The organism is Roseovarius aestuariivivens (assembly GCF_004761875.1).
Classification (GTDB): Bacteria; Pseudomonadota; Alphaproteobacteria; order Rhodobacterales; family Rhodobacteraceae; genus Roseovarius; species Roseovarius aestuariivivens.
On record NZ_SJEY01000001.1, the window covers coordinates 327,945 to 352,328 of the forward strand.

General features: G+C 65.8%; 27 protein-coding genes. 19 read left to right on the plus strand and 8 right to left on the minus strand.

Going from position 1 to position 24,384, the window contains the following annotated elements; all coding sequences use genetic code 11:
* Positions 1-91: 91 nt before the first annotated feature.
* From EZV60_RS01570 to EZV60_RS01580, 3 genes are read left to right on the plus strand one after another with little or no spacing between them, the layout of a single operon-like run.
* Positions 92-670 (plus strand): RNA polymerase sigma factor, encoded by a 579-nt coding sequence (locus EZV60_RS01570; RefSeq protein ID WP_135501450.1) that lies wholly within the window; start codon positions 92-94, stop codon positions 668-670.
* Positions 667-1,035 (plus strand): hypothetical protein, encoded by a 369-nt coding sequence (locus tag EZV60_RS01575; RefSeq protein WP_135501452.1) that lies wholly within the window; start codon positions 667-669, stop codon positions 1,033-1,035. The genes EZV60_RS01570 and EZV60_RS01575 overlap by 4 nt, the downstream gene beginning before the upstream one ends.
* Positions 1,035-1,517, plus strand: coding sequence for a periplasmic heavy metal sensor (locus EZV60_RS01580; protein ID WP_135501454.1), 483 nt, complete (start codon positions 1,035-1,037; stop codon positions 1,515-1,517). Before EZV60_RS01575 ends, EZV60_RS01580 begins: the two co-directional genes overlap by 1 nt.
* Here EZV60_RS01580 and EZV60_RS01585 read toward each other — a convergent pair.
* Positions 1,514-2,905, minus strand: coding sequence for a diguanylate cyclase domain-containing protein (locus tag EZV60_RS01585; RefSeq protein WP_135501456.1), 1,392 nt, complete (start codon positions 2,903-2,905; stop codon positions 1,514-1,516). The two genes, EZV60_RS01580 and EZV60_RS01585, sit on opposite strands and share 4 nt — an antisense overlap.
* 86 nt (positions 2,906-2,991) lie before the next feature.
* Here EZV60_RS01585 and EZV60_RS01590 point away from each other — a divergent pair, with 86 nt between their 5' ends.
* From EZV60_RS01590 to EZV60_RS01625, 8 genes are all read left to right on the plus strand, one after another.
* Positions 2,992-3,276 carry a DUF3572 domain-containing protein gene (locus EZV60_RS01590; RefSeq protein WP_135501458.1) on the plus strand — a complete coding sequence of 95 codons (285 nt, stop codon included), beginning with the start codon at positions 2,992-2,994 and terminating at the stop codon, positions 3,274-3,276.
* A 7-nt stretch (positions 3,277-3,283) separates the two neighbouring features.
* The gene (locus EZV60_RS01595; RefSeq protein WP_135501460.1) at positions 3,284-3,991 is read left to right on the plus strand and encodes an HAD family hydrolase; all 708 of its coding nucleotides are present in this window, start codon (positions 3,284-3,286) and stop codon (positions 3,989-3,991) included.
* Positions 3,988-4,878, plus strand: a complete 891-nt coding sequence (locus EZV60_RS01600; RefSeq protein WP_135501462.1) for a DMT family transporter — start codon at positions 3,988-3,990, stop codon at positions 4,876-4,878. Before EZV60_RS01595 ends, EZV60_RS01600 begins: the two co-directional genes overlap by 4 nt.
* Positions 4,879-4,970: 92 nt before the next feature.
* Positions 4,971-6,533 (plus strand): trimethylamine methyltransferase family protein, encoded by a 1,563-nt coding sequence (locus EZV60_RS01605; RefSeq protein ID WP_135501464.1) that lies wholly within the window; start codon positions 4,971-4,973, stop codon positions 6,531-6,533.
* 77 nt (positions 6,534-6,610) lie between these two features.
* Positions 6,611-7,207: a heme NO-binding domain-containing protein gene (locus tag EZV60_RS01610; protein WP_135501466.1), complete on the plus strand. Its 597-nt coding sequence runs from the start codon at positions 6,611-6,613 to the stop codon at positions 7,205-7,207.
* Positions 7,204-8,238 carry a diguanylate cyclase domain-containing protein gene (locus EZV60_RS01615; RefSeq protein ID WP_135501468.1) on the plus strand — a complete coding sequence of 345 codons (1,035 nt, stop codon included), beginning with the start codon at positions 7,204-7,206 and terminating at the stop codon, positions 8,236-8,238. The genes EZV60_RS01610 and EZV60_RS01615 overlap by 4 nt, the downstream gene beginning before the upstream one ends.
* An 82-nt stretch (positions 8,239-8,320) precedes the next feature.
* Complete coding sequence (locus EZV60_RS01620) at positions 8,321-9,334, plus strand: NAD-dependent epimerase/dehydratase family protein (protein WP_135501470.1); 1,014 nt, start codon at positions 8,321-8,323, stop codon at positions 9,332-9,334.
* Positions 9,335-9,450: 116 nt separating this feature from the next.
* A complete protein-coding gene (locus tag EZV60_RS01625) occupies positions 9,451-11,085 on the plus strand; it encodes a SulP family inorganic anion transporter (RefSeq protein WP_135501472.1) in 1,635 nt (544 codons plus the stop codon).
* Between the two features lie 16 nt (positions 11,086-11,101).
* Here the strand turns inward: EZV60_RS01625 and EZV60_RS01630 are convergent, their stop codons facing one another.
* A complete protein-coding gene (locus EZV60_RS01630) occupies positions 11,102-11,704 on the minus strand; it encodes a flavin reductase family protein (RefSeq protein ID WP_135501474.1) in 603 nt (200 codons plus the stop codon).
* A 103-nt stretch (positions 11,705-11,807) separates the two neighbouring features.
* On the opposite strand from EZV60_RS01630, the gene EZV60_RS01635 reads away from it, so the two are divergent.
* From EZV60_RS01635 to EZV60_RS01645, 3 genes are all read left to right on the plus strand, one after another.
* Positions 11,808-12,293, plus strand: coding sequence for a GNAT family N-acetyltransferase (locus tag EZV60_RS01635; protein ID WP_135501476.1), 486 nt, complete (start codon positions 11,808-11,810; stop codon positions 12,291-12,293).
* 40 nt (positions 12,294-12,333) lie between these two features.
* A complete protein-coding gene (locus tag EZV60_RS01640) occupies positions 12,334-13,113 on the plus strand; it encodes an EcsC family protein (RefSeq protein WP_135501478.1) in 780 nt (259 codons plus the stop codon).
* A 157-nt stretch (positions 13,114-13,270) separates the two neighbouring features.
* Complete coding sequence (locus EZV60_RS01645) at positions 13,271-13,579, plus strand: hypothetical protein (protein ID WP_135501480.1); 309 nt, start codon at positions 13,271-13,273, stop codon at positions 13,577-13,579.
* Between the two features lie 56 nt (positions 13,580-13,635).
* Here EZV60_RS01645 and ptsP read toward each other — a convergent pair whose 3' ends face one another.
* The 6 genes from ptsP to EZV60_RS01675 all read right to left on the minus strand — a co-directional run bounded on the left by ptsP (position 13,636) and on the right by EZV60_RS01675 (position 21,190).
* Positions 13,636-15,879 (minus strand): phosphoenolpyruvate--protein phosphotransferase, encoded by a 2,244-nt coding sequence (gene ptsP / locus EZV60_RS01650; protein WP_135501482.1) that lies wholly within the window; start codon positions 15,877-15,879, stop codon positions 13,636-13,638.
* Between the two features lie 165 nt (positions 15,880-16,044).
* A complete protein-coding gene (locus EZV60_RS01655; protein ID WP_135501484.1) occupies positions 16,045-17,907 on the minus strand; it encodes a hypothetical protein in 1,863 nt (620 codons plus the stop codon).
* A 172-nt stretch (positions 17,908-18,079) separates the two neighbouring features.
* Positions 18,080-19,318 (minus strand): aspartate kinase, encoded by a 1,239-nt coding sequence (locus EZV60_RS01660; protein WP_135501486.1) that lies wholly within the window; start codon positions 19,316-19,318, stop codon positions 18,080-18,082.
* Between the two features lie 77 nt (positions 19,319-19,395).
* Positions 19,396-20,040: an SDR family NAD(P)-dependent oxidoreductase gene (locus EZV60_RS01665; protein WP_135501488.1), complete on the minus strand. Its 645-nt coding sequence runs from the start codon at positions 20,038-20,040 to the stop codon at positions 19,396-19,398.
* A gap of 72 nt (positions 20,041-20,112) precedes the next feature.
* Positions 20,113-20,589 carry a DUF1178 family protein gene (locus EZV60_RS01670; protein ID WP_135501490.1) on the minus strand — a complete coding sequence of 159 codons (477 nt, stop codon included), beginning with the start codon at positions 20,587-20,589 and terminating at the stop codon, positions 20,113-20,115.
* Positions 20,590-20,662: 73 nt separating this feature from the next.
* On the minus strand, positions 20,663-21,190 hold the full coding sequence (locus tag EZV60_RS01675; RefSeq protein ID WP_245306168.1) for an NUDIX hydrolase: 528 nt from the start codon (positions 21,188-21,190) through the stop codon (positions 20,663-20,665).
* A gap of 130 nt (positions 21,191-21,320) precedes the next feature.
* Between EZV60_RS01675 and modA the strand changes: the two genes are divergently transcribed.
* The 5 genes from modA (at position 21,321) to hemP (ending at position 24,344) form a co-directional block, all read left to right on the plus strand.
* Positions 21,321-22,082 carry a molybdate ABC transporter substrate-binding protein gene (gene modA / locus EZV60_RS01680; RefSeq protein WP_135501492.1) on the plus strand — a complete coding sequence of 254 codons (762 nt, stop codon included), beginning with the start codon at positions 21,321-21,323 and terminating at the stop codon, positions 22,080-22,082.
* Positions 22,079-22,768, plus strand: a complete 690-nt coding sequence (modB, locus tag EZV60_RS01685; protein WP_135501494.1) for a molybdate ABC transporter permease subunit — start codon at positions 22,079-22,081, stop codon at positions 22,766-22,768. The genes modA and modB overlap by 4 nt, the downstream gene beginning before the upstream one ends.
* Positions 22,765-23,871 carry a molybdenum ABC transporter ATP-binding protein gene (gene modC, locus EZV60_RS01690; protein WP_135501496.1) on the plus strand — a complete coding sequence of 369 codons (1,107 nt, stop codon included), beginning with the start codon at positions 22,765-22,767 and terminating at the stop codon, positions 23,869-23,871. The genes modB and modC overlap by 4 nt, the downstream gene beginning before the upstream one ends.
* Before the next feature lie 150 nt (positions 23,872-24,021).
* On the plus strand, positions 24,022-24,183 hold the full coding sequence (locus EZV60_RS18970) for a hypothetical protein (RefSeq protein WP_167853434.1): 162 nt from the start codon (positions 24,022-24,024) through the stop codon (positions 24,181-24,183).
* The gene (gene hemP, locus EZV60_RS01695) at positions 24,180-24,344 is read left to right on the plus strand and encodes a hemin uptake protein HemP (protein ID WP_135501498.1); all 165 of its coding nucleotides are present in this window, start codon (positions 24,180-24,182) and stop codon (positions 24,342-24,344) included. Before EZV60_RS18970 ends, hemP begins: the two co-directional genes overlap by 4 nt.
* Positions 24,345-24,384 lie beyond the last annotated feature (40 nt).

Here is a 24,384-nt window from a genome sequence, read left to right on the forward strand (position 1 = left end):
CCACGGGCGCGCCGAGGACCGCTTGGCCGCGGCGCGCCGGTCTTGCATCGCGGCGCGGCTCCGCGCAGAACAGACCGGTGGACGATGGGACATGCCTTTGGACGCTTTATCGGACCTGACAGATGAGGCTCTTCTGGCGCTTTTCGCCCGGGGGGACCGGGTGGCGGCGCGGGCGTTGACGATGCGCCTGACGCCCAAGGTTCTGGCGCACGCCTATCGCCTGCTCGGCCGACGCGACCAGGCCGAGGACGTGGCGCAGGAGGCGATGTTGCGGCTATGGCGCGTCGCGCCCGACTGGCGCAGCGGCGAGGCGAAGGTGACGACGTGGCTCTATCGCGTGACCGCAAACCTGTGCACCGACCGGCTGCGCCGGCGGGGCCGGACCACGCCGCTCGACGCTATACCGGAGCCGGTGGACGCCGCTGTGACACCGGCGCAGGCGCTGCAGCGCCAGGCGCGCGCCGACGCGCTTCAGGCCGCGCTTGATGCACTGCCCGAGCGGCAGAGACAGGCGGTGGTGCTGCGCCATATAGAGGAGATCGGCAATCCGGAGATTGCCGAGATCATGGGACTGAGCGTCGAGGCCGTGGAAAGCCTGACGGCGCGGGGCAAACGGGCGCTCAGGGCCGCGCTGGGCCAGAGACGCGAAGAGTTGGGGTATACCGAATGACCGGACGACGCGAGGATCACGACCCGGGCCTTGACCCGTTTTTCGACGCCGCGCGGCAGACTGCCCCGCAGCCCGAGGCGGACTTTCTGGCGCGCGTGCTGGCGGATGCCGAGGCCGCGCAGATCCGCACGACGGCTCTGCCGGCGCATCGCTGGCGGGCGCGGTTGGCCGAACTGGGCAGGGCGCTGGGCGGCTGGCCCGCGATGGCCGGGCTGTCGACCGCGGCGGTGGCCGGGCTGTGGATCGGGATCGCGCCGCCCGCCATGCTGCTTGCGCAGGTGGACGGCTGGCTTGGCGCGGCAGGACCCTTGGTGATCGACGCCGAGCCGGTCACGATGGTGCTGCTGACAGAGGAGGCGATGTGATGGCCGGACCGAACGACCGGGTCGCGCCCCCGACCGCGCCGCGCTGGATGCGCGTGCTGCTGGTCGTCTCTCTGGCGGTGAATCTTCTGATCGCGGGCGGCGTAATCGGCGCGGCGGTGACCGGCGGCGGGCCGTGGCGCGGCCATGCTCTGCATGGCGGCGGCGGGCCGATGGCGCGGGCGCTGAGCGACGAGGATCGCCGGATCCTGCGGTCCCGGATGCACGGGGAGCGCGCGCCGGACCTCGCGGCGCGGCAGGCGCATCGCGACGCGATGCGCGACCTCATCCGGCTGTTGCGCGCCACGCCCTATGACAGCGGTGCCGTCACCGTGCAAATGGCGCAGATCCGGGGGCATTTCGAGACACGTATGGCGCGGGGTCAGGCGCTTCTGGCCGAGCGGCTGGCAGAGATGACGGCGGCTGAACGCGCGGCCTATGCGGACCGGCTGGAGGCCGCGCTGCGGCGGCGTCTGTCGCGCTAGGCGGCAGGCCGGTGGGCGAAGGTGACGGTGTCGCGCCCGTCGGATTTGGAGCCGTAAAGAGCGCGGTCGGCCTGTCCAAGAAGCCCGTCGAGGCTGGGCACGGGCGCTCCCGGTCGGGTTTCGGCCAAGGTGACCCCAAGGCTGATCGTGACATGCAGCGGCGCAGACGCGCCCGGCAGGCTGAGCGGGGTTTCACGCACTACGCGGCAGATCTGCGCGGCCATGTGGCGGGCCGCGGCGCGCGAACAGTCGGGCAGCAGAATGAGAAATTCCTCGCCCCCCATCCGTGCCAGGACGTCCCCGGGACGCAACGCGCTTTGCAAAAGACCCGCCACCCGGGTGAGCACAAGATCGCCCGCTGCGTGGCCGTAGCTGTCATTGACCGACTTGAAATGATCGAGATCGGCGGCGATCACCGCAAAGCCGCCGCCGCGCACGGGCAGGGCCTCGATCATGCGGTTGAGCTGGCTGAGCGCGTAGCGGCGGTTGTAGAGCCCGGTCAGCGGATCGGTCATCGCGGCCTCGAGCCCGGTCTGCAACTGGTTGCGCAACGCGGCCTGGGCCTGCTGCTGGCGCAGTTGCGCGGCCAGGCGCAGTTCGATCTCGTCGGCGGACGTATCGGCGCCGATCACGTCATGCGCGCCGATATCAAGCAGATGTGCCGCACGCGGCGCATCGGCGCGGTCGATCATGGCGATGATGCGGGCCTGCCGGGTCGCGGGCGCGCTGCGCAGTTCTGCCAGAAGGTCGAGCCCGGGATCGTCCTCGGCCTCGCCGATGACCAGCAGCACGACATGCGGGGTCTGCGGCAGGGTGGCCAGGCCGTGGGCACGCGACACCGACGCGGTCGTGACCTGATGCCGGCCCTGCCGCGCCAGCCGCGACAGGAACGCGCGCTGCGTGCCGGCCGCATCGCCGCCCATGACCGCGATACGGCCGGGCGCGGCGAAGGCCGCCGGCGTTTCGGCAAACCCGAGCGCCCGCGCCACGGCCGGTTGCAGCCCCAGATCGTCGGCGCGGGGCGCATGCCGCAGCAGGCTGCGCAGCCGCGCCAGCAGCACCGCCTCGGACAGCGGTTTGCCGATCACGTCCGCCGCGCCCTCGCGCAGCCGCTGCGCGCGCGTCGCCGGGTCGTTCTGGTCGAGGAGCGCGACCACCGGCACCATGTCCATCCCCGGCACCGCGCGCAGTCGTGACAGCACCTCGGGAAAGCTGGCGTCTGGCAGTGCGGCGGCGAGCACGAGATCCGGCCGGCGCGTGTCCGCGAGATCGAGCGCCTCGTCGAGCGACCCGGCCTGGGAGACCGTGTAAAAGGCCGCCGAGAGTTTGACCTTGAGGACGATGCGGTTGGTGGAAACGCTGTCGACGATCAGGATATTGCCCGACATCGGGAGGACCTTTCTCGCTTGCCCTTCGAATGGTTGGGACTATTCCTGTGAGAAGTTAAGAAAACCTTTCCGGAGATTAAGACGGCATGGCCTATGCGCGGGAAGCCGCCGAAACGATCGGCTTGGAATGCCTGGCCTGGCTGGCGGGGCACGAGGATCTTCTGGGCGTCTTTATGGGCGCGACCGGTGCAGATCGCGATACGCTGCGCGAAGGCGCGCAAGACCCTGTTTTTCTTGCCTCTGTGCTTGAGTTCGTGATGCAGGACGACGCCTGGGTCGTAGAGTTCTGCGCGGCGGCGGGCCGCCCGAACGAGGCCGTGCAGCTGGCCCGCGCGGCCCTTCCCGGCGGCCAGCAGACCCATTGGACATGAGCGCAACATGGTGAACGGGGCGGAGAGAAAGATTGACGGGCTGATCTTCGACAAGGACGGAACGCTCTTCGATTTCCACACCACATGGAGCACGTGGGCCCATGGCGTGATCGCCGATTTGACCGGCGGCGACCCAGACCATGCGGCCCGCATGGCCGCGGAAATGGATTACGATCTTGCCGCGCGCCGCTTTCGCCCCTCGAGCCCCCTAATCGCGGGCACCAACCGTGAAGCCGCGGAATGCGTCGCGCGCGCGCTGCCGGGCCGCGACGTGGACGAGGTCGAAGCCTTCCTGATGCGCGCCACGCTCGACGTGCCGCAGGCCGAGGCAGTGCCGCTTGCGCCCTTCCTTGGCGGGATACGACGGGCGGTCCGCGCGCTGGGCGTCGTCACCAACGACACCGAGGCGGGCGCGCGGGCGCATCTGGGCCGTGCCGGCGTTCTTGACAGCTTCGATTTCGTGGCCGGGTTCGACTCCGGCCACGGGGCCAAGCCGGATCCCGGCCCGCTTCTGGCCTTCGCCCGTGTCACGGGCCTTGATCCGGCGTGCATCGCCATGGTCGGTGACAGCACCCATGACCTGATCGCGGGCCGCGCGGCGGGTATGCGCACGATCGGCGTGCTGACCGGCCCGGCGGAGGCGGCGGCGCTGGCGCCGCATGCCGATATCGTGCTGCCCGATATCGGGCATATTCCCGACTGGCTTCGCGCGTGAGCCGTGGCCCCGCCTTCGGCATCGCGCTTGCGCTTTTCGGGACGCTGGTACTGACGCCCGACGCGATGCTGATGCGGCTGTCGGGCATGGACGGCTTTCAGATGACCGGGTGGCGCGGTCTGCTGATGGGCAGCGTCATGCTGGGCCTCTGGGCCGCGACAGCGCGCGACCGGGCCGGGGATCTGGCCAGCCTGCGCAGCGGACCCGGCCTTCTGATCGTGATCTGCCAGGTGTTCAATTCGTTGCTCTTCTGCCTTGGCATCGCCAGCGCCCCCGTGGCGGTGGTGCTGATGGGGGTCGCCGCCGTCCCGGTCTGCGCCGCACTTCTGGCGCGGCTAGTGACCGGCGAGCGGGCGAGTCTGGCCACCTGGGCGGCCATCGGCGCGGTGCTGACCGGCATCGCCGTGGCGGTGCTGGGCGATGGGGCGGAAACGCTGTCGCTCGACCTGCGGGCGCTTGCGGGTGCGGCTTTCGGGCTGGGCGTGGCGCTGGTGCTGGCGCTCAACTTCGTGGTGCTGCGGGCGCGGCCGCGCCTGCCGATCCTTCTGGTGATCGGCCTTGGCGCGCTGATCGCGGGCGGGCTGGGCTGGGCGGTGACCGGCCCGGCGGCGATGTTCGACGGGCGGCTGGGCTTCATGGCGCTGACCGGCGCGGTGGTCCTGCCGGTCTCGTTCTTCACGCTGTCGCTGGCCTCGCGCCATGCGCCGGCCGCCACCGTCAGCCTGATCATGCTGATGGAAACCGTGCTCGGGCCGTTCTGGGTCTGGCTGGGCGTCGGCGAACGGCCCACGCCGGCCATGATCCTGGGCGGCGCCATCGTGGTGATCAGTCTCGCGCTTTACCTCTGGCGGCAATTGCGGCGCCGCGCGCCCTTTCCCGCGCCCTGAGGCGCACATCCGCGACAGCCGGTGTCGCGAACCGGCAAATGTCCGGACCCAAGCGGTGCTTGCATGGACCTATCCAGTCGGGAGGTACCGGGATGGCCGAAGCTCTGAAACAACGCAAGCGCAGCGGCGGGCGCGCGGGCAACGCCCTGCGCCGGGGTGTGGCGGTCATCGACCAGATGCCGTGGAACCCGCCGATCAATATCGACCGGCCCACCGAACCCCTCACCGAGGAAGGTATCCACGCGATCCACGACGGCGCGATGCGCATCCTCGAAGAGCTGGGCATCGCGTTTCTCAACGAAGAGGCGCTGGAGGTGCTGCGCGGTTCGGGCGGGTGCCTGATCGAGGGCGAAACCGTGCGCATGGGGCGCGATTTCGTCATGGAGATGGTGGGCAAGGCGCCGTCCGAATTCACCATCACGCCGCGCAATCCTGACCGGGCGATCACGCTGGGCGGGCGGAATCTGAATTTCGGCAATGTCTCCTCGCCGCCAAGCTACTGGGACATGAGCCTTGGCCGCAAGGTGACCGGCAACCGCGAGATGTGCGCCAGCCTTTTGAAGCTGAGCCAATATTTCAACTGCATCCACTTCGTCGGCGGCTATCCGGTGGAACCGCAGGACATTCACGCCAGCCTGCGGCATCTCGATGTGCTTTTCGACAAGCTCACGCTGACCGACAAGGTGGCGCATGCCTATTGCCTGGGCAAGGAGCGGGTCGAGGACGTGATGGAGATGGTGCGCATTGCCGGGGGCCTTTCCCATGAAGCGTTCGAGAGCCGCCCGCACATGTTCTCCAACATCAACTCCACCTCGCCTTTGAAGCATGATTATCCGATGCTGGACGGCTGGATGCGGCTGGCGCGGCGCAACCAGGGGCTGGTGGTCACGCCCTTCACGCTGGCGGGTGCCATGGCGCCGGTGACCATGGCGGGCGCGGTCGCTCAAAGCCTGGCCGAGGCGCTCTGCGCGGTGGTTCTGGCGCAGGTGATCCGGCCCGGCGTCGGTGTCGCCATCGGCACGTTCACCTCGAATGTGGATATGAAATCGGGCGCGCCCGCCTTTGGCACCCCGGAATACATGCGCGCCACGCAGATGACCGGACAGATGGCGCGGTTCTACGGCCTGCCGATGCGCGCCAGCGGCGTTTGCGCCGCCAATGTGCCCGACGGTCAGGCGGTGTGGGAAACCTCCAACAGCCTCTGGTCTGCGGTGCAGTCGGGCGCGCACATGGTCTATCACGCTGCTGGCTGGCTCGAGGGCGGTCTGATCGCCAGCCCGGAAAAGCTGATCATGGATTGCGAGATCCTGCAGCACATCCAGCGCTACATGGACCCGGCGATCTGCGCCACAGGTCCGGACGAAATCGCGTTCGACGCAATCCGCGAAGTGGGCGATCAGGGGCATTTTTTCGGCATCCAGCACACGCAGGACAGGTATACGACGGCCTTCTACCAGCCCTTCCTGAGCGACTGGCGCAACTACGAAGCGTGGGAGGCGGCGGGCGGTATCTGGACACCCGCCCGCGCGCACCAGGTTTTCCGAGACATCGTCGCGGGCTTCGAGCCGCCGCCGATGGATGAGGCCATCCTGGAGGAGCTTTCAGCCTTCGTGGCGCGGCGCAAGGCCGAGGGCGGCGCACCCACGGATTACTGAGCCGCGGTCCGGCCCGCGTTGATCATTGGTTAAGACATCTGTGGCACGGTCCCGCACCAGCATATCCGGAGCCCGCGATGCACGGCTTGATCAATCGCGCGATCGAGATGTTCGTTCGCGATACCTATGGGCGCAAGGCGTGGGTCGCCCTGGCGCTGCATTGCGATCTCGGCTTCAACGAGGTCGAGGCGATGCTGACCTACGAAGACGACATCACCCTGGCACTGCTGCACGAACTTGCGCGCGAGCAGCAAAAACCGGTCGAGACCCTGTCAGAGGATATCGGCACCTACCTTGTGTCGCATCCCAATTGCGAGCGGGTGCGGCGCCTGCTGCGGTTCTCGGGCGACAACTTCACCGAATTCCTGCGCTCGCTCGATGATCTTCCGGCCCGCGCCCGCCTGGCGGTGCCCGATCTCATCCTGCCCCGGCTGGAATTGCGCGAACATAATCTGCAGCACTTCTCGCTCAAGGTGGTGCATGGGCCTGATCTTCCGCCCGTTTTCGGCCATGCCCTTGTGGGGCTTTTGCGGGCGATGGCGGATGACTATGGCGCGCTGGTCGTGCTGGACCACAAGGGCGGCAGCGCCGGAACCGAGGTGATTTCGGTCGATCTGCTGGAAGCCGCCTTTGCGGAAGGGCGCAGTTTCGCGTTGGGACAGGTGCCGGGATGAGCGCGCCGGAGACGGATCTTGCGGCGATGCTCGACACGCTCTGTCCGATGCATGCCATTCTTTCGCCGACCGGCCATGTGCGCCATGCCGGTCCGACCCTGACCAAGATCCTGGGCGACCCGCCGGTCACCGGCCGGCGCTTTCTAGAGCTGTTCGAACTCCTGCGGCCTTCCGTGCCGGCCAGCATGACGTCGCTTTGCGGCATCGCGGGCCAGCGGCTGCACCTACGTCTGCGGGCGGACCCGCGCAGCGAGATGAAGGGTGTTCTGATGCCTCTTCCGGGCGGGCCCGACGGTGCGCTTGTGGTCAACCTGTCCTTCGGACTGTCGGTGGTCGACGCGGTGCGGAATTACGCCCTCAGCAACGCCGATTTCGCCGCCACCGACCTGACGGTCGAGATGCTGTATCTGGTCGAGGCGAAATCGGCGGCGATGGAGGCCTCGCGCAAGCTCAACCTGCGACTTCAGGGCGCCAAGATCGCCGCCGAGGCGCAGGCCTATACCGACACGCTGACCGGGCTCAACAACCGCCGCGCGCTGGAACCGGTGATGAGCCGGCTGATCGAGGCGGGCGAGGATTTCGCGCTCATGCATCTCGATCTCGATCATTTCAAGTCGGTCAACGATACGATGGGTCACGCGGCGGGCGATCACGTGCTGGAAACCGTGGCGCGCATCCTGCGTGACGAAACCCGGGCGGGCGACACGATCATCCGGGTCGGCGGCGACGAATTCGTCCTGATCTTCGCGCCGCTCATCCGGCCCGGCAATCTGGGCGATATCGCCGCGCGGCTGATCCGGCGGCTGGAAGAGCCGATCGTGTTCCGCGACAGGATCTGCCGGATCTCCGCAAGCCTTGGAAGTACGCTCAGCCGCGATTACGACGATCCCCGGATCGAGGCCATGATGGAAGACGCCGATATCGCGCTTTACGCGGCCAAGGACGGCGGACGGGGTCGACATGTGGCCTACGCGCCCGCGCTGCGCGCACGGGCCGGCGCGCACGTGGCACAAAGGCGTCAACAGGTTTGAAGTTCCGCCGCGCGTCTTGTGCGGCGCACGCGCCGCCGCTACCGCTTGACGGGGCGCAGCAGGGCAGTATCGGAACGGCGGCATGACACGGGTTTTCATCACCGGCACGGCGGGGTTCATCGGTTTTCACCTCGCGAAGCTATTGCTGGACGAAGGCATGACCGTGCATGGCTTTGACGGGATGACCGACTATTACGACGTCAGCCTGAAACAGCGCCGCCACGCCATGCTGCGCCAAAGCGAGGGATTCACCGCAACCGAGGCCATGCTGGAGGAAAACGACACGCTGGCCGCGGCCATCGACGCCTTCGCCCCCGACATCATCGTGCATCTCGCGGCCCAGGCCGGTGTGCGTTACAGCCTTGATAATCCCCGCGCCTATATCGACGCCAACGTCGTGGGCACCTTCAACGTGATGGAGGCCGCGCGCCGCCATGAGGTCCGGCATCTGCTCATGGCCTCGACCAGTTCGGCCTACGGTGCCGAGACCGAGATGCCCTATCGTGAAACGCAGAAGGCCGACACGCAGATGACGATTTACGCCGCCACCAAGAAGGCGACGGAATCGATGGGCCATGCCTATGCCCATCTGTGGAATCTGCCCACCACGATGTTCCGTTTCTTTACGGTCTACGGCCCCTGGGGCCGGCCCGATATGGCACTGTTCAAGTTCACCGACGCGATCTTCGACGGGCGGCCCATCGACATCTACAATCACGGCGAGATGTACCGCGATTTCACCTATGTCGACGATCTGGTGCGCGGTATTCGCCTGTTGATGGACGCGGTGCCGGAACGCCCCGCCGCGCCAGAGGACATTGCCGACGGGGACAGCCTTTCGCCTGTGGCGCCCTACCGGATCGTCAATATAGGCAATTCTCAGACCGTGCGCCTTTTGGATTTCGTCGACGCGCTGGAAGAGGTGATCGGCATTCCGGCCAAGCGCAACCTCATGGAGATGCAGAAAGGCGACGTGCCGGCCACCTGGGCGGACGCCGAGCTGCTGCAAAACCTGACCGGGTATCGTCCGCAGACCGATATCCGAGACGGGATCGCGCAATTCGTCGCCTGGTTTCGCGACTATTACGGCAAGTAAGCCTGATTTTTCCGCAGATCTACCTGCGGCGCATGGCTGCATCCCGGGATTAAGGGTGGTCTTTCGCGCCTCACGCGGATACCCGGCGCCTTCCACAAGCCAAGAACGGATCCGTAATGCCCGCAAGAAAAGCCCTTTTGCCCGCGCTGGCCGAGCGCCTGAGCCCCGATCTCGTTCTCGGAAGCGGCGAGGGCTTCGGCGTGGAGCGGCTGCGCATTGAGATCCTGTCGGGTCTGACTGTTGCGCTGGCCCTTGTGCCCGAGGCGGTGGCCTTTGCCTTTGTCGCGGGCGTGCACCCTTTGGTGGGGCTTTACGCGGCGTTCATGGTGGGGCTGATCACCGCGCTCATTGGCGGGCGCCCCGGCATGATCAGCGGCGCGACCGGCGCACTTGCTGTCGTGATGGTGTCGCTGGTGGCGCAGCACGGGGTCGAATATCTTTTCGCCACGGTTGTTTTGATGGGTCTCTTGCAGATCACCGCCGGTGTTCTGAGATGGGGCAAGTTCATCAGGCTTGTGCCGCATCCCGTCATGTTGGGCTTCGTCAACGGGCTTGCGATCGTGATCTTCCTGGCCCAGCTCGGCCAGTTCAAGGTGCCGGGCTCCATGATCAATACCGGCCACGGGATGAGCGGCGGCGCTTGGCTGGCCGGGCCGGAACTGGCGACGATGCTGGCCCTCGTGGCGCTGACCATGGCCATCATCTGGATCATGCCGCGTGTCACCCGCGTGGTCCCCGCGCCCTTGGCCGGCATCGCAGTGGTGGCGGGGCTTGTCATCGCGCTGGGGCTCGACGTGCCACGCGTGGGCGATCTGGCCTCGATCGAGGGCGGGCTGCCGGCGTTTCACATCCCCACCGTGCCGCTGACGCTTGAGACGCTGGAAATCATCCTGCCCTATGCGATCATCCTCGCCGCGATCGGGCTGATCGAAAGCCTGCTGACGCTCAACCTCGTGGGCGAGATGACGGGCAAGCGCGGCGGCGCCAGCCAGGAATGCGTGGCCCAGGGCGTGGCCAACACCGCCACCGGTTTTTTCGGCGGCATGGGCGGCTGCGCGATGATCGGTCAGTCGATTATCAACGTGAAATCGGGCGGGCGCACACGACTGGCGGGGATCGCCGCGGCGCTCTTTCTTTTGGCCTTCATCCTGTTCGCCGCACCGATGATCGAGCAGATCCCGCTGGCGGCGCTCGTGGGCGTGATGTTCATGGTGGTGATCGGCACCTTCGCCTGGAATTCGCTCACGATCCTGCGCAAGGTGCCGCTGACCGATGCGATGGTGATCGTGCTGGTGACAGTCGTGACGGTGAAATACGACCTCGCCATTGCCGTGGTGGTCGGCGTGATCGTCTCGGCGCTGGCTTATGCGTGGAACAACGCCACGCGCATCCACGCCATTACCGGCAAAGAGATCGACGGCACCAAGGTCTATCGCGTGCAGGGGCCGCTGTTCTTCGGGTCCGCGGCGGGTTTTGGCGAGATGTTCGACGTCAGCGGTGATCCCGACAGGGTGATCGTCGATTTCGCCGAAAGCCGGGTGGTGGACCAGTCCGCGCTGCAGGCGATCGAGGCGATGGCGATGAAATACGAAGGCGCCGGCAAGGAGCTTCAGCTGCGCCATCTGAGCCGCGATTGTCACCGGCTTCTGTCCAAGGCCGGACACCTGATGGTCGACAGCGATGATGACCCCGATTACAGCCTGGCCGTCGATTACCAGGTCAAGACCGGAGTGCTGGGAGCGGGGCATTAACGCCCCGCACGCGGCCTCAGCCGGGGCGCGTCATCGAAAAGACCTCTTTGACCGTGGCGTAATCCTGATACCCCATACGCGCGAGCGGTTGGTAGATCGTCACGTCGAACATACCGTCTTTCAGGCAGTCGTCGCGCATATGCACGCCGATCACCTCGCCGAAGACGGCGAAATTGGCCTCGCCGGGCAAACGCACGATCTCGGTCAGCTTGCATTCCAGCGCCGCGGGCGCGCCCTTGACGCGCGAGCAGGGGATGGTTTCGCACTCCACCCGTTCCAGCCCGGCAAGCGTGAATTCATCGGTGTCTTTGTCCCACGGGCCCGAGCTGGCGTTCATCGCCTCGCGCATGGCGTATTGCACGATGTTGACGCAGAACACGCCCGTGTCGCGGATATTGGCGACGCTGTCCTTGGTGTCGCCCCGGTCCGGCTTGGCCGAGGTCGACGAGAACATGACCTGTGGCGGCACATAGGCCACGGCGTTGAAGAAGGAATAGGGCGCGAGGTTTTCCGACCCGTCGCCGCCGCGCGTCGAAATCCAGCCAATGGGCCGGGGTGACACGATGGCGTTGAACGGGTTGTGCGGCAGACCGTGGCCGTCTTCGGGGCGGTAGAACATGTTGTGTCCCTGCTTTCATCTGGTGTTTGTAGAAGCCCTAGCGCCATGCTAGGCGACGGGCCAGCCGGAAATGAACCGACCGGGACCGCCAGAGACCTAAGCCGTGATCGAATTAAACCAAGAAAACAGCGATGACTGGTGGGAGGTCGAGGCGCTTTACGACCTATGCTTCGCCCCGGGGCGCGAGGCGTTGTCGTCCTACCGCTTGCGGGACGGGGTCGATCCGGTGGCCGGGCTCTGCCTTGTGGCACGGGACGCCGACGGCATTCTGGCCGGTGCGATCCGCGTCTGGCCGGTGCGCGCCGGCGGAAAGCCGGCCCTTCTGGTCGGGCCGGTCGCGGTGCATCCGACGCATCAGGGCGAAGGGCTGGGCGGTTATCTTATCCGGGCCGTGGCCGAGCGCGCGGGTGCTGCGGGCTGGCAGCGCGCGCTTCTGGTCGGAGACGCGCCCTATTACGGGCGCTTCGGCTTTGCCCGGCTCGACGGGGTCGAGATGCCGCCGCCGACGAACCCCGACCGGGTGCTCGGCCTCGCACTGACGCCCGGGGCGTGGGACGGCATTCGCGGTCTCGTGGAACGCGCCGCTTGAAATCCCGGCCCGGGCCGCCGATCTTAAGGCGATGACAGATATGCCCCCGCCGGAACTGCTGCCCGCCCCGATCACGCCGCAAGAGACCGAGGCGCGGCTGCGTGCGCTGGCCGAGCGGCACAGGCGGGCGGGCAATCTCGGGATCCAGATCCTCAATCTGGTGGGCGAACAGGCCGAGTCACTGCTCGACCGGCTGCCCGAGGGCGCGCGCCAGAAGCTGGGCGAGACGACCGAGCGCGCGCTGCACTCTGCGATGCAGGCCGCGCACCGCTCGCGCGATGTTCTGACCGAAACGCCGGGCTGGTGGAGCCGTGCGCTTTCCACCGCAATGGGCTGCATGGGGGGCATGGGCGGGCTGCCCACGGCACTGGCGGAATTGCCTGTGACCACGACCGTCCTGTTGCGCGCGATTCAGGATGTCGCTGTCGAGCACGGTTTCGACCCCGCCGAACCGGGGGTTCAATACGACTGTATTCAGGTCTTCGCCGCCGCCGGGCCGCTCGATCACGACGACGGATCTGACCTGGCCTTTCTGACCACGCGGGTCGCGGTCACGGGCAAAGCGGTGCAGGCGCTGATCGCGCGTGTCGCACCGCGCCTGGGCGCGGTCCTGAGCCAGAAGCTCGCGGCCCAGACCGTGCCGGTGCTGGGCGCTGCCGCGGGCGCTGCCACGAATTACGTCTACACCAGCTATTACCAGCAGATGGCCCATATCCATTTCGGCCTGCGCCGTCTGGCGATCGAATCCGATCGCGACCATGCCGACCTGATCGAGGAATTCCGCGCGCTGGTCGAGGCGCCACCGGTGAAGCGCGCATAACGCCTTTCGCTTCAAGATCCACACGAACCGGACAGGTCCCCGGTTGGCACCGGCTTGGGCAGCTAATTGCCGACGTGAAAATCCGAAACACCGGCAATGCGGATTTCGCGCTATACTAGAACTCATTAGCAAAAAGTATTTTTTAAGGAGATTTCAAATGACTCAGGCTCTTAAAGACAGATTCGGGGACAAATCCGCCGTTTTCGCCTTCGATCAGAAAGAAAACCAGTTCATGCTGGCCTACGAGCCGGAGCGCGCGGACGAGATCCTGCTGCGCCTGACGCGGGAAGATTTCGGCACGGCCCCCGCCCGGACGCGGTTCGATCCGTTCTGGAAAATCCAGCTTTGCATGTGGCTTACATCGCCCTGCTTTCCCGAGCATTGTCCGCCGAGTATCGATGACGTGATCGAATGCCTGCGGGATTTCAGCCCGGAGGACCTACAGAACTTCACCACCCGCGGCTAGGGCGGCGTCGCGCGCAAGTTCGGTTCACGGCGTGCGTCGCTTCGTGAACCGAGATCTCAAAGCTTGCCCTTGAGGTATTCCATCACGCGCGGTCGCACCGATTGGTGCCCATCGGCGCGGGCCGTGTGGATCACCTCGCGCAGCTCGCCCAGATCGGTGCGGCGCAGCACAGACTTGACCGGCCCGACCGAGGCCGGGCGCATCGAAAGCATCCGCATACCGATCGCAGCAAGACACGCGGCCTCGATGGGGCGGCCGGCATCCTCTCCGCAAAAGCTTAGTGGCGTGTCATGGGTCGCGCAGCGCGCCACGATATGCTCGATGAAGGTCAGAAAGCTCACGTTGAGCGTGTCGTAGCGGCGGCGCACCAGCTCGTTCTCACGGTCGGCGGCGAAGAAGAACTGCTTGAGGTCATTGCCGCCGATCGACAGGAAATCGACCTCTTTGTAGAAACTGTCCGGGGCATAGGCCAGCGACGGCGTCTCAAGCATCGCGCCCACCTCAAGCGTCTCGGGCAGGGGGTGGCCCAGGATGCGCTCGCGCTCCAGCGCCTTGTCCATTTCAGCGCGGGCCTGGGTGTATTCCTCGCGTTGGGCCACGAAGGGAAACATCACCGAAAGCGCCCGGCCCTTGGCGGCCCGGATGAGCGCCTGAAGCTGCATGCGCATCACCCCGGGCTTGTCGAGCGCCACGCGCACCGCGCGCCAGCCGAGCGCGGGGTTGGGTTCCTCCACTGCCTTCATGTAGGGCAGCACCTTGTCCGAACCGATATCGAGGGTGCGAAAACAGACCCTCTTGCCGTGGGCGGCATCCATGACCCGCGCGTAAAGCTCGGACAGTTCGGCGCGCTTGGGCATATGCGCGCGCACCAGAAATTGCAGCTCGGTGCGGAAAAGTCCCACGCCTTCTGCGCCGGACCCTTCCAGGCTGGGCAGATCGGCCATCAGGCCGGCGTTCATGTGCAGCGAAATCCTCTGGCCGCACAGCGTCTCGGCGGGCTTGTCGCGGATCGAGGCGTAGCGTTCCTGCGCTTGCGCCTGCATCGCCATCTTGTCGCGAAATGCCGCGACGACGCTGTCATCGGGGCGCAAATGCACGACGCCCTGATCACCGTCGACAAGGATATGATCGCCGTTCAGCGCCTCGGTGGTGATCCGACTGGCATGGATAACAAGCGGAATGGCCAGCGCGCGCGCCACGATGGCGGCATGGCTGCCGACAGAGCCTTCCTCCAGCACCACGCCCTTGAGCTTGCGGCCATAATCCAGAAGTTCCGCCGGACCGATATTGCGTGCGATCAGGATCGGGTCGGTCGGCATTTCGGCGCCGGTTTCCTGACCCTGGCCGGTCAGGATCCGCAAGAGCCGGTTGCTGAGATCATCCAGATCGTGCAGCCGCTCGCGCAGGTACGGGTCGGTGACCTGACCCATCCGCGCCCGCGCCGCCGATTGTTCCTTCTCGACAGCGGCCTCGGCGGAAAGGCCCCGCTCGATATCTTCCTCCATCCGCCGCATCCAGCCCTTGGAATTGGCGAACATGCGATAAGCCTCAAGCACCTTGAGCTGTTCGTTGTCGCCGCTGGCCGCGGTTGACAGCATGCGGTCGACGCCCACGCGCAGGGTCTCGACCGCCTCGTGCAGCCGTTCGAGTTCGCGCGCGGGGTCATCGGCGATGGGGTTGGTCACGACGACGCGCGGCTCGTGCAGCCAGACATGGCCGCGCGCGGCGCCTTCCTGTCCGGTGGCGCCCCGAAACAGCACCGGCTGCTGGTGGCGCGCCGACATTGCCGCGCCTTCGCCCACGAAGGCGCCCAGTTCCGCCATCTCGGCGATGACCATGGCCACCACCTCGACTGCGTAGATCTCTTCGTCGGAAAAGCGGCGTGACTGCTTGGATTGCACGACCAGAACGCCCAGCGTCTCGCCAAGGCGCTGGATCGGCACGCCCATGAACGAGGAATAGGCCTCTTCGCCGGTCTCGGGCATATAGCGGAAGCCGCGTGTCGCCGGCGCGTCATCGGTATTCACCACGACGCCGCTGCGCGCCACCCGGCCCACCAGACCCTCGCCCAGCTTCAGCCGGGTTTCGTGCACGGATTCGGGCTTCAGGCCCTCTGTCGCGCAAAGCTCCAGCGTGTCTTCATCGCGGAAAAGGTAGATCGAGCAGACTTCCGTGCGCATCTCTTCGGCGATGAGCTGCGTGATGCGGTCCAGACGCTGCTGACCGGCGGCGTCCTCGGCCATGACGGCGCGCAGGCGGCCAAGCATCTGCCGGCTGTCGGTCTCGAAATGCTGCGTCATGGCCTGTCCCGTGTTCTGGGCCGATCCCTCCGGCCCGTCCCCTTCCTGTCAGAGATCAGGCCGTCTTGTCCAATCCAAAGCCTGTCGTCCGGAATTAGACGGATCTTCCTTATACCGGCGGGGGAGCGGAACCAAGCCCAGAGTGCGGCGCGCGGGCGCGCCCTCTCAAGCGTTGATCCAGCCGCCCATATCCACCAGCAGGTCCTTGAAGTCGTCGCTGCCCTCAGGGAGGAAATCCATATCCGTGACTTCGGTGAAATCGGCCTCGCCCCGGATCTGGCGGAACAGGCGGTACTGATCCACGCGGGGATCGCTGGAGGGGATCACGATCAGCGGAAGCGCGCTGTTTTGGGGGACGCGAAAGTAGTCCCCGGCGCGCGCGCCCTTCGACGGGGCCACATCCGCGAACTCGGTGGCACGTGACACCAAGTTTTCCGTCAGGATCTTGTATCGCACCTCCATCCCGTTGCGCCAGATCCCGCGCGACCGCGCGGGCTGGTCCAGCGAGGCCCCCCAGCGTTCGATATAGGCGCCATGGGGCGCGGGCGGATGCGCGCTTGCATTGGCGGGCAGGCGAATGACATCCTGTACGGTATCGCCCTTGCCGCTCCGGCTGGGAAAGCCGTCTTCGAACCCGATCGCGGCAAACACAGTGCCGCGCGTTCTCGACGTGCTTCGCTGGGTGATGCGCGTGCCGGGCAACCCATGGGGCGAGGTGTTTGCGATGCGAAACCGCAAGGCGTCGTCATAGCTGAAATCCGTGCTGCGGCCGGCCACGCGGCGCGAATGGTTTTCCCGGGACGTGGGTGTGACCACGCCCAGTGTCATCCGGATGGGATCAGACGAGTTGGGCAGCCTTCTGACATTGTCCAGCAATGCCTTGACGAAGAAACTGGTCGACGGCCCGCCAATGCCCGGAAGCCGCTTGCCTGAAATCTGGTGGCCGATGGCCAGATGCGGCAGGTTTTCGAACGTGACCTGATTGTTGGCAAGAAGACCCTTGTACGTCTTGGCTGGAGGCAAGAGGATTACGGCCCAGACGAGCTGTTGGCCTGCATTCGTAAATTCGAGCGTCAGCTTGAACACCAGCCCGAAAGCATCCTCACCATCCTCGGTCAGCACCCATTTCGCCCCGTTGAAAGGCGAAAGCGGCGCTTCCTTCTCTGAGGTTATGGCAATGCCGGGCACCATGGCGACCAGCGTATGCCGCGCCGGCAGGCTGGAGTTCGCCGCGTCTTCGGCATCGGGCAGGATGGCAAGCTCGTCCAGTTCGATCCGCATCTTGCCGAACGACACCACGGCGGCCTTCACGAAGGGCGGCATGGGGTCCAGAAAGCGCTGGTATTGCTCCGACAGGTTGGACTCGACAAGGCTGTGCAGCCCGTCTGCTTCGGCATCCAGCCCCTGAGCGCGATAATGCAACGCGGCCAGCGTCGCGGCCTTGCGCTGAAGCGAGGCGTAGTAGTCGTAAAGCTCGTAGCGACGCCAGAAATACTCGCGCGGATTGGCCACATCCAGCGGGTTTTCCGATCTGGTAGCGAGAAAATTCTCGTAGGCGTCGAAAATCGTCTGCTGACTCTTCGGCGTGTTGTTCTCGTGGAGATCGAGGATGACCCGGTGCATGAACTTCAGGATCAGGTCGAAACCCGCAAGCTCGACCCGTGTGAACGTATCCCGCAGGTTCGCCTCGATCTGCGCGTCTGACAGGCCGCGCGCAATGCCGTCGTCCATAAACTCCGACAGCTCCTTGAACCGGTCCGAAATGGCCGAGATATCCTTGGAAAGCGGGTCGTTGCGGTGATACCACTCTACCTTGGCATCGAGGCCTTCGAGATCGGCGTAAATTTCATGGACCTGCTCTTGCAGTTTCGCGATATCCTGCTGCGCGCGAGCCAGCGCCACGTTGCCGCCCAGAAGGTCGATGAAAAACGCCTGCTCGCGTGAATAATCTCTTGGATCCCCGGTCGCGATCAGGCCGCGCAAAAGCGGCTTTCCGAACGTGTTCAAAGCAAAAGTCAGAGTGCTCATGAAAATAAATCCCCCTAGAAAAATCGTCTGCGTCATCGGCAGACATGGGGCAGCTTGTCAGACAGAAGCCGGTCGGTCACTTTTAAATGCTTGATCGCGCCGTTTTAATTTCAAAACGGCGCTTTCAGATGCAGAATTCAGCCAGCCAGGCGGCTGAAATGTTGGATGGTTCTCAGGCCACTTTGTCCAATCCAAAGGCGTCGTGCAGGGCCTGAACCGCCAATTCCAAATACTTGCGGTCGATCAGCACTGAAATCTTGATCTCCGAGGTCGAGATCACCTTGATGTTGATCCCCTCGTCGCGCAGCGTCTGGAACATCTTTGCGGCAACACCCGACTGACTGCGCATGCCGATCCCCACCGCCGAGATCTTGGCGACATTGGTGTCGGCGACCAGATCGTGGAAATTGAGATCGCCCTTTTTCTTTGCGTCCGTCAGCGCCTTTTCCGCCCGCGCCACCTGATTGGTGGGGCACGAAAAGGTCATGTCGGTGCGGCCCTCTTCCGAGATGTTTTGCACGATCATGTCCACATTCACCCCGGCATCCGAGAGCGGCGTGAAGATCGCGGCGGCGATCCCGGGCCGGTCAGCGACCGAGATGAGGGTCATCTTCGCCTCGTCGCGCGAATAGGCGATGCCGTTGACGACGTTTGATTCCATGATTTCCTCCTCGGCGCAGACCAGCGTGCCCGCGTCATCCGATTGTTCCTCGAAGCTTGACAGCACCCGCAGGCGCACATTGTAGCGCATCGCCAGCTCAACCGAGCGGGTCTGCAGCACCTTGGCGCCCAGGGATGCCAGTTCGAGCATTTCCTCGAAGGCGATCTTGTCGAGCTTGCGCGCCTTTTCGGTGATTCTTGGATCGGTCGTATAGACCCCGTCCACATCGGTGTAGATGTCGCAACGTTCGGCGCCGAACGCGGCAGCAAAGGCCACCGCCGTGGTGTCCGACCCGCCCCGACCGAGCGTGGTGATCCGGCCCTCCGGGCTGATCCCCTGAAAACCCGCCACGACGGCCACGCGCATGCCCTCGGCAAACTTGGTGTTGATATTATCGGTCGGGATGTCCTCGATCCGGGCGGCGGAATGCGCCGACGTGGTGATCAGCGGCACCTGCCAGCCCTGCCAGCTGCGCGCGGGCACGTCCATTTCCTGCAGGGTCAGCGCCATTAGCCCGGCGGTCACGGCCTCGCCCGAGCTGACCACGGCGTCGTATTCGCGCGCGTCGTAGAACGGTGAGATCTCCTCGACCCAGCCCACCAGCTCGTTGGTGCGCCCGGCCATGGCCGAGACGATGACGATCACGTCATACCCCTTGGCCACCTCGACGCCCACACGCTTGGCGGCGCGGCGGATCCGGTCGATATTGGCGACCGAGGTGCCGCCGAATTTCATGACAAGCAGGGGCATGGCCTGTGCCTTTTATCAAATCGAGCGCGGTTTACGCGGCGGCGGCCCCAAGAGCAAGAGAAAGAAGCCCGCGCGGTTCAATAGGGATGCGCGCGCCCGTCCCATGTCTCGAAACAGCCCGTTCCGTCGATGTCCAGAGCATCGAACCGCGCCTCCAGCCCCTCGGCGGCCTCCTCGACCGACAGATCGGCGCTGTCGCCGCCCATCTCGGTGCGCACCCAGCCGGGATGGTAGATGCCCACGGCGATGCCCAAATCCTTCAGGTCATGCGCAAGGTTACGCCCGAGGTTCAGCGCGGCGGCTTTCGACGCGCGGTAGATATAGCTGCCACCGGGTGCGCGCGTGGCGCTCGCCATCTGGCTCGACAGAATGGCGATTTTCGGCGTCTCGGCGCATTGCAGATTGGGCAGCAGGGTCTGCACCGACAAAAACACGCCGGTGACGTTCACGGCAAAGCTTTCGGCCCACATTTCCGGCGGATAACCATCGGCCAGCTTCTGTCCCTTATCGAGATAGACGCCAGCGTTACAAATCAGCAGATCGACCGGCTTACAGTCGAGCGCCTCGGCCAGATCGGTGAGCGTTTCGGGTTTGGTGACATCGAGACAGGCCAGATCGCCGCCGGCGCGAGACGTGCCGGTAACAGTGTCGCCCCTTTTGGCATAGCGCTCCGCCAGTGCCGCACCGATTCCGCGATTGGCGCCTGTGATCACGACATGCATGGGCGACCTCCTGTGGTTGTAGGCTTTGCCGTGGCACAGCATTGCCCAGCCACGCCCGCGCGGCAAGAGGGCTCAGTTGGTCTTGCGGGTCGGAATGAAGGGCAGGGGGGCCACCGGCACGCCATCCTCGATCAGTTTGCGCGCCTCTTCGGGCTTCGCCTCGCCATAGATCGGGCGGTGCGGCGTCACGCCGTCATGCATGTCACGCGCCTGGCTCGCGAACTTGAGGCCGACATACTCGGAATTGCTCTCGATATGGCGCTTGATCGCCGCCAGCGCCTTGGCCGCCTCGCCGGGCGGGGCGGCGGGTGTGGCGGCGGGCGCAGGGTCGGCGGGCGGCGTGGTCGGCGCGGTGGCTGGTGTCCGGGGCGCGGCCTTCTTCCGGCTGGCCTGCACGCTGGGGGCCATCAACGCCTTTTCCACGGCGTCCGAGCCGCAGACAGCACAGGACACAAGGCCCGACGCCTTAAGCTTGTCGAAGGCGTCCGCCGACTGAAACCAGCTTTCGAAGGTATGATCTCGGTCGCATTTCAGGGAAAATTTGATCATCTGCCAAACCCTAGCACATCGGCCAGCAGTATGTACGACCTGCCGCCGCCGTTTCAAGCGGCCGCCCTGCGACCTATAGCCCGAAGCGCTGGGCGTCGAAGCGGCGTACGAAATGCGCCAGCTCCGGCTCGGCGATCTTCTGCGCGGCTTTCTTGGGGCTCATCCACTTGCGCTTGCGCTGCGTGCGTTCCGGGAACCGGTCGCTCAGCGCGCTCACCTTGACCGGAAAAACCATGACAGCGCAGGGCAGGGTGCCCATGCCGGGTACGCGTTTCTCGTAACTGTAAAGCGCCAGGCACGGACCGGTCACCTTGCCTTTCACCCCGGCTTCTTCCCAGGCTTCCTGCACCGCGCTTTCCGCCGGGGTCTTGCCCTGCATCGGCCAGCCCTTGGGGATCACCCAGCGTTTCGTACGCCGCGAGGTGATGAGCAGGATCTGCGTCTTGTTCTTGACGATGCGGTAGCACAGCGCGCCGAACTGCGTGCGCATGTCGCGCTTACGCTCCAGTTCCACCGACAGTGGAAGCTGCTGTTTGCCCGGGTGCATCACCTGCGTCGCCTCGATTTCTTCGCGGTTTCCGCCGCGATTGATCCCGAACATAGCGGACGAGGCGCCGCGCTGGCCAGAAAAAACCCCGAGCGCCCGCATTTTCAGGTTGCGGGCGTTGCGCCGCTGCCCCGCATCCGCGCGGGCTTGCCTTGGTTTGCCGGCTCAACAATACTCCGCCACGATGACAGCGGTTTTTCGTCTCCTCGCAGGGATTTGCGCCCTTCTCCTGACGCTCGGGCCGGCCCGGGCGGAAGAGACCGTGACGGTGTTCGCCGCCGCCTCGCTGCGCGGCGCGTTGGAGGCCGCGGTCGAGGGATTTCCCGCAAGGGTGGTCGTGTCCTACGGTGGATCCGGCGTTCTGGCCCGGCAGGTGACGCAGGGCGCACCCGCCGATCTGGTCTTTCTCGCCAATGCCGTCTGGATGGACTGGCTTGAAGAACGGGGTGCGCTCGTACCGGACACCCGTCGGGATCTTCTGGGCAACGCGCTGGTTCTGGTCGCACCCGCCGGCGCCCCGGCGCTCGACGCGGTGACCCCCGCCGCACTGGTCGCGCGCCTGGACGGCGGCAGGCTTGCCATCGGCAACACTCTGGGTGTGCCCGCGGGCATCTATGGCCGAGAATGGCTGACCACGGCAGGTCTTTGGCCGGAACTGCGCCCGCATCTGGCCGAGACCGAGAACGTTCGCGCCGCGCTGGCGCTCGTGGCACGCGGCGAGGCGCCGCTCGGCGTGGTCTACGCCAGCGACGCCGAGGCCGAGCCGGGCGTGCGGGTGGTGCATGCCGTCGATCCTGCGCTCCATGCGCCGATCGTCTATCCCGCCGCCCTCGTCGCGGGCCGCGGCGGCCCCGTGGCGCGCGCGCTTTTGGCCCATCTTTCTGAACCGCCCGCGCAGGCGGCGTTTGCCGCGCAGGGCTTTCGCCCTCTTGGGGCCACACCATGACGCTCGAGCCGCAGGAATGGGCGGCGCTTGCGCTGTCGCTCAAGGTGTCGGTCTGGGCGGTGCTTGTCAGCCTGCCTTTCGCCGTCGCCATGGGCTGGCTTCTGGCGCGGCGCGACTTTCCGGGCAAGGCGTGGCTCAGCGCGCTGGTGCATCTGCCGCTGGTGCTGCCTCCCGTGGTCACCGGCTATCTGCTCTTGCTGACCTTCGGCGCCAACGGCGCCGTGGGCCGCTGGCTGGCCGATCTCGGGATCGTCTTCGCCTTTCGCTGGACCGGCGCGGCGCTGGCGGCGGCGATCATGGGCTTTCCCTTGATGGTGCGCGCCATCCGCCTTGCCGTCGAGGCGGTGGACCCCAAACTGGAAGAGGCCGCTGAAACGCTGGGCGCGGGGGCGGTGGCGCGTTTCGTGCTCATTACCCTGCCGCTCATCGCACCGGGGATCCTGGCGGGCGCGGTGCTGGGCTTTGCCAAGGCGATGGGTGAATTCGGCGCGACCATTACCTTCGTCGCCAACATCCCCGGCCAGACCCAGACTCTGCCGTCGGCGATCTATGCTTTCCTGCAGGTGCCGGGCGGCGAAACCGGGGCGATCCGTCTTGCCATTCTGTCGGTTGCGGTGGCTTTGGGCGCTGTGCTGATCTCGGAATGGTTGGCGCGTCGCGTGGCGCGCCGGATCGGCCGCGCATGAGCCTGACCGTCGACATCCGTCACGCGTTTCCGGGCGTCACACTCGATCTGTCGGTGCGGGCGGGGCAGGGGGTGACGGCCATTTTCGGACCCTCCGGCGCGGGGAAATCAAGCCTCGTAAACGCCATCGCCGGGCTTTTGCACGCAGATGAGGGCCGGATCGTCCTGGCCGGTGAGACCTTGTTCGACAGCGCGGCGCGCGTGTATGTGCCGCCCGCAAAACGCCGCATCGGATATGTCTTCCAGGACGGGCGGCTTTTTCCGCATCTCAGCGTCGCGGCAAACATGCGCTTCGGCGCACGCTTCGCGCCCGAGGGTCTGGACCGGGCCGAGATGGATCGGCTGACCGATCTTCTGGGGCTACGCGCGCTCTTGCATCGCAAACCCGGAAGCCTGTCTGGCGGCGAAAAACAGCGCGTGGCGCTAGCCCGCGCCTGGCTCTGCCGTCCGCGCCTTTTGCTGATGGATGAACCGCTTGCGGCGCTGGACGAGCCCCGCAAGGACGAGATCTTTCCCTATCTCGAACGCCTGCGCGACGCCACCTCCGTGCCCATCATCTATGTCAGCCATAACCTTGCCGAGGTCGCGCGGCTGGCCGATGATCTCATCGTGCTGCAGGACGGGCGCGCGGTGCTCTCGGGGCGCGCCGAAACTGTGCTGAGCGACCCCAAGGCACTGCCGCTGGTGGGCGTGCGCGAGGCCGGCGCGGTCCTGCAGGCGCGGGTCGTCGAGCATGATGCCGACGGGCTCAGCCGGCTGCGCCTTTCGGGCGGCGATCTCTGGCTGCCGGGGGTCTCCGCCGCGCCCGGCGCGACCGTGCGACTGAGGGTGCTGGCCCAGGATGTCCTGCTGTCGCGCGACCGGCCGTCGGGCCTGTCGTCGCAGAACATTCTGCCGGTGACGGTCGAGGCGCTGTTCCGCGGCGCAGGGCCGGGCGTTGCGGTCAAGCTACGGGCCGGGGAAGACACGCTTCTGGCGCGCATCACCGCCCGCGCGGCGGGTGAAATGCAGTTGGCGCCCGGGCAGGATTGCTTTGCGGTTCTCAACGCCATCTCGATCCCACGCGGCAGTATCGGTCACGCCGCTGGTCCCGCAAGCATCTGAAAATTAAAACCCTTTCGATTTCGCGGATCCGTGATCGGGCATGTTATGCAGGCGTATTGACAAAGACGACAAAAAAAGTCAGGAATAATATAACTATCAGCAAGCCGTCCCGGCCAGCCAGCGACTGAAACATCCCGAGGAGCGAAAACAATGAAGATGCCGCCTGAGATGACGGAACCTGGCCGGCGCACCCGGCCTTGCCCACACGCCGCCTTTTTGCGGGAAGACTTGCTTAGCCGTGCGTTCGGCGGCTTCGACATGGACATACTTCTCGACCGGCTTTTCGACACGCTGTCGGAGCGGCGGCCATGATCCGCGCGCAAACCAAGTACGAACCCCGGCTTGTCGCCGACACCGACCCACTTGATGCCCGGGCCCTCACCGGGGGCGCCGCCACAGCGCGGATCACGCTTGACGGTCAGGTCTACACCCTGCTCATCACCCGCACGGGCAAGCTGTTGCTGACCAAGTAGCCCGGCGTGCACCGGACGACGCGCTTTGCCGCAGCGTTTT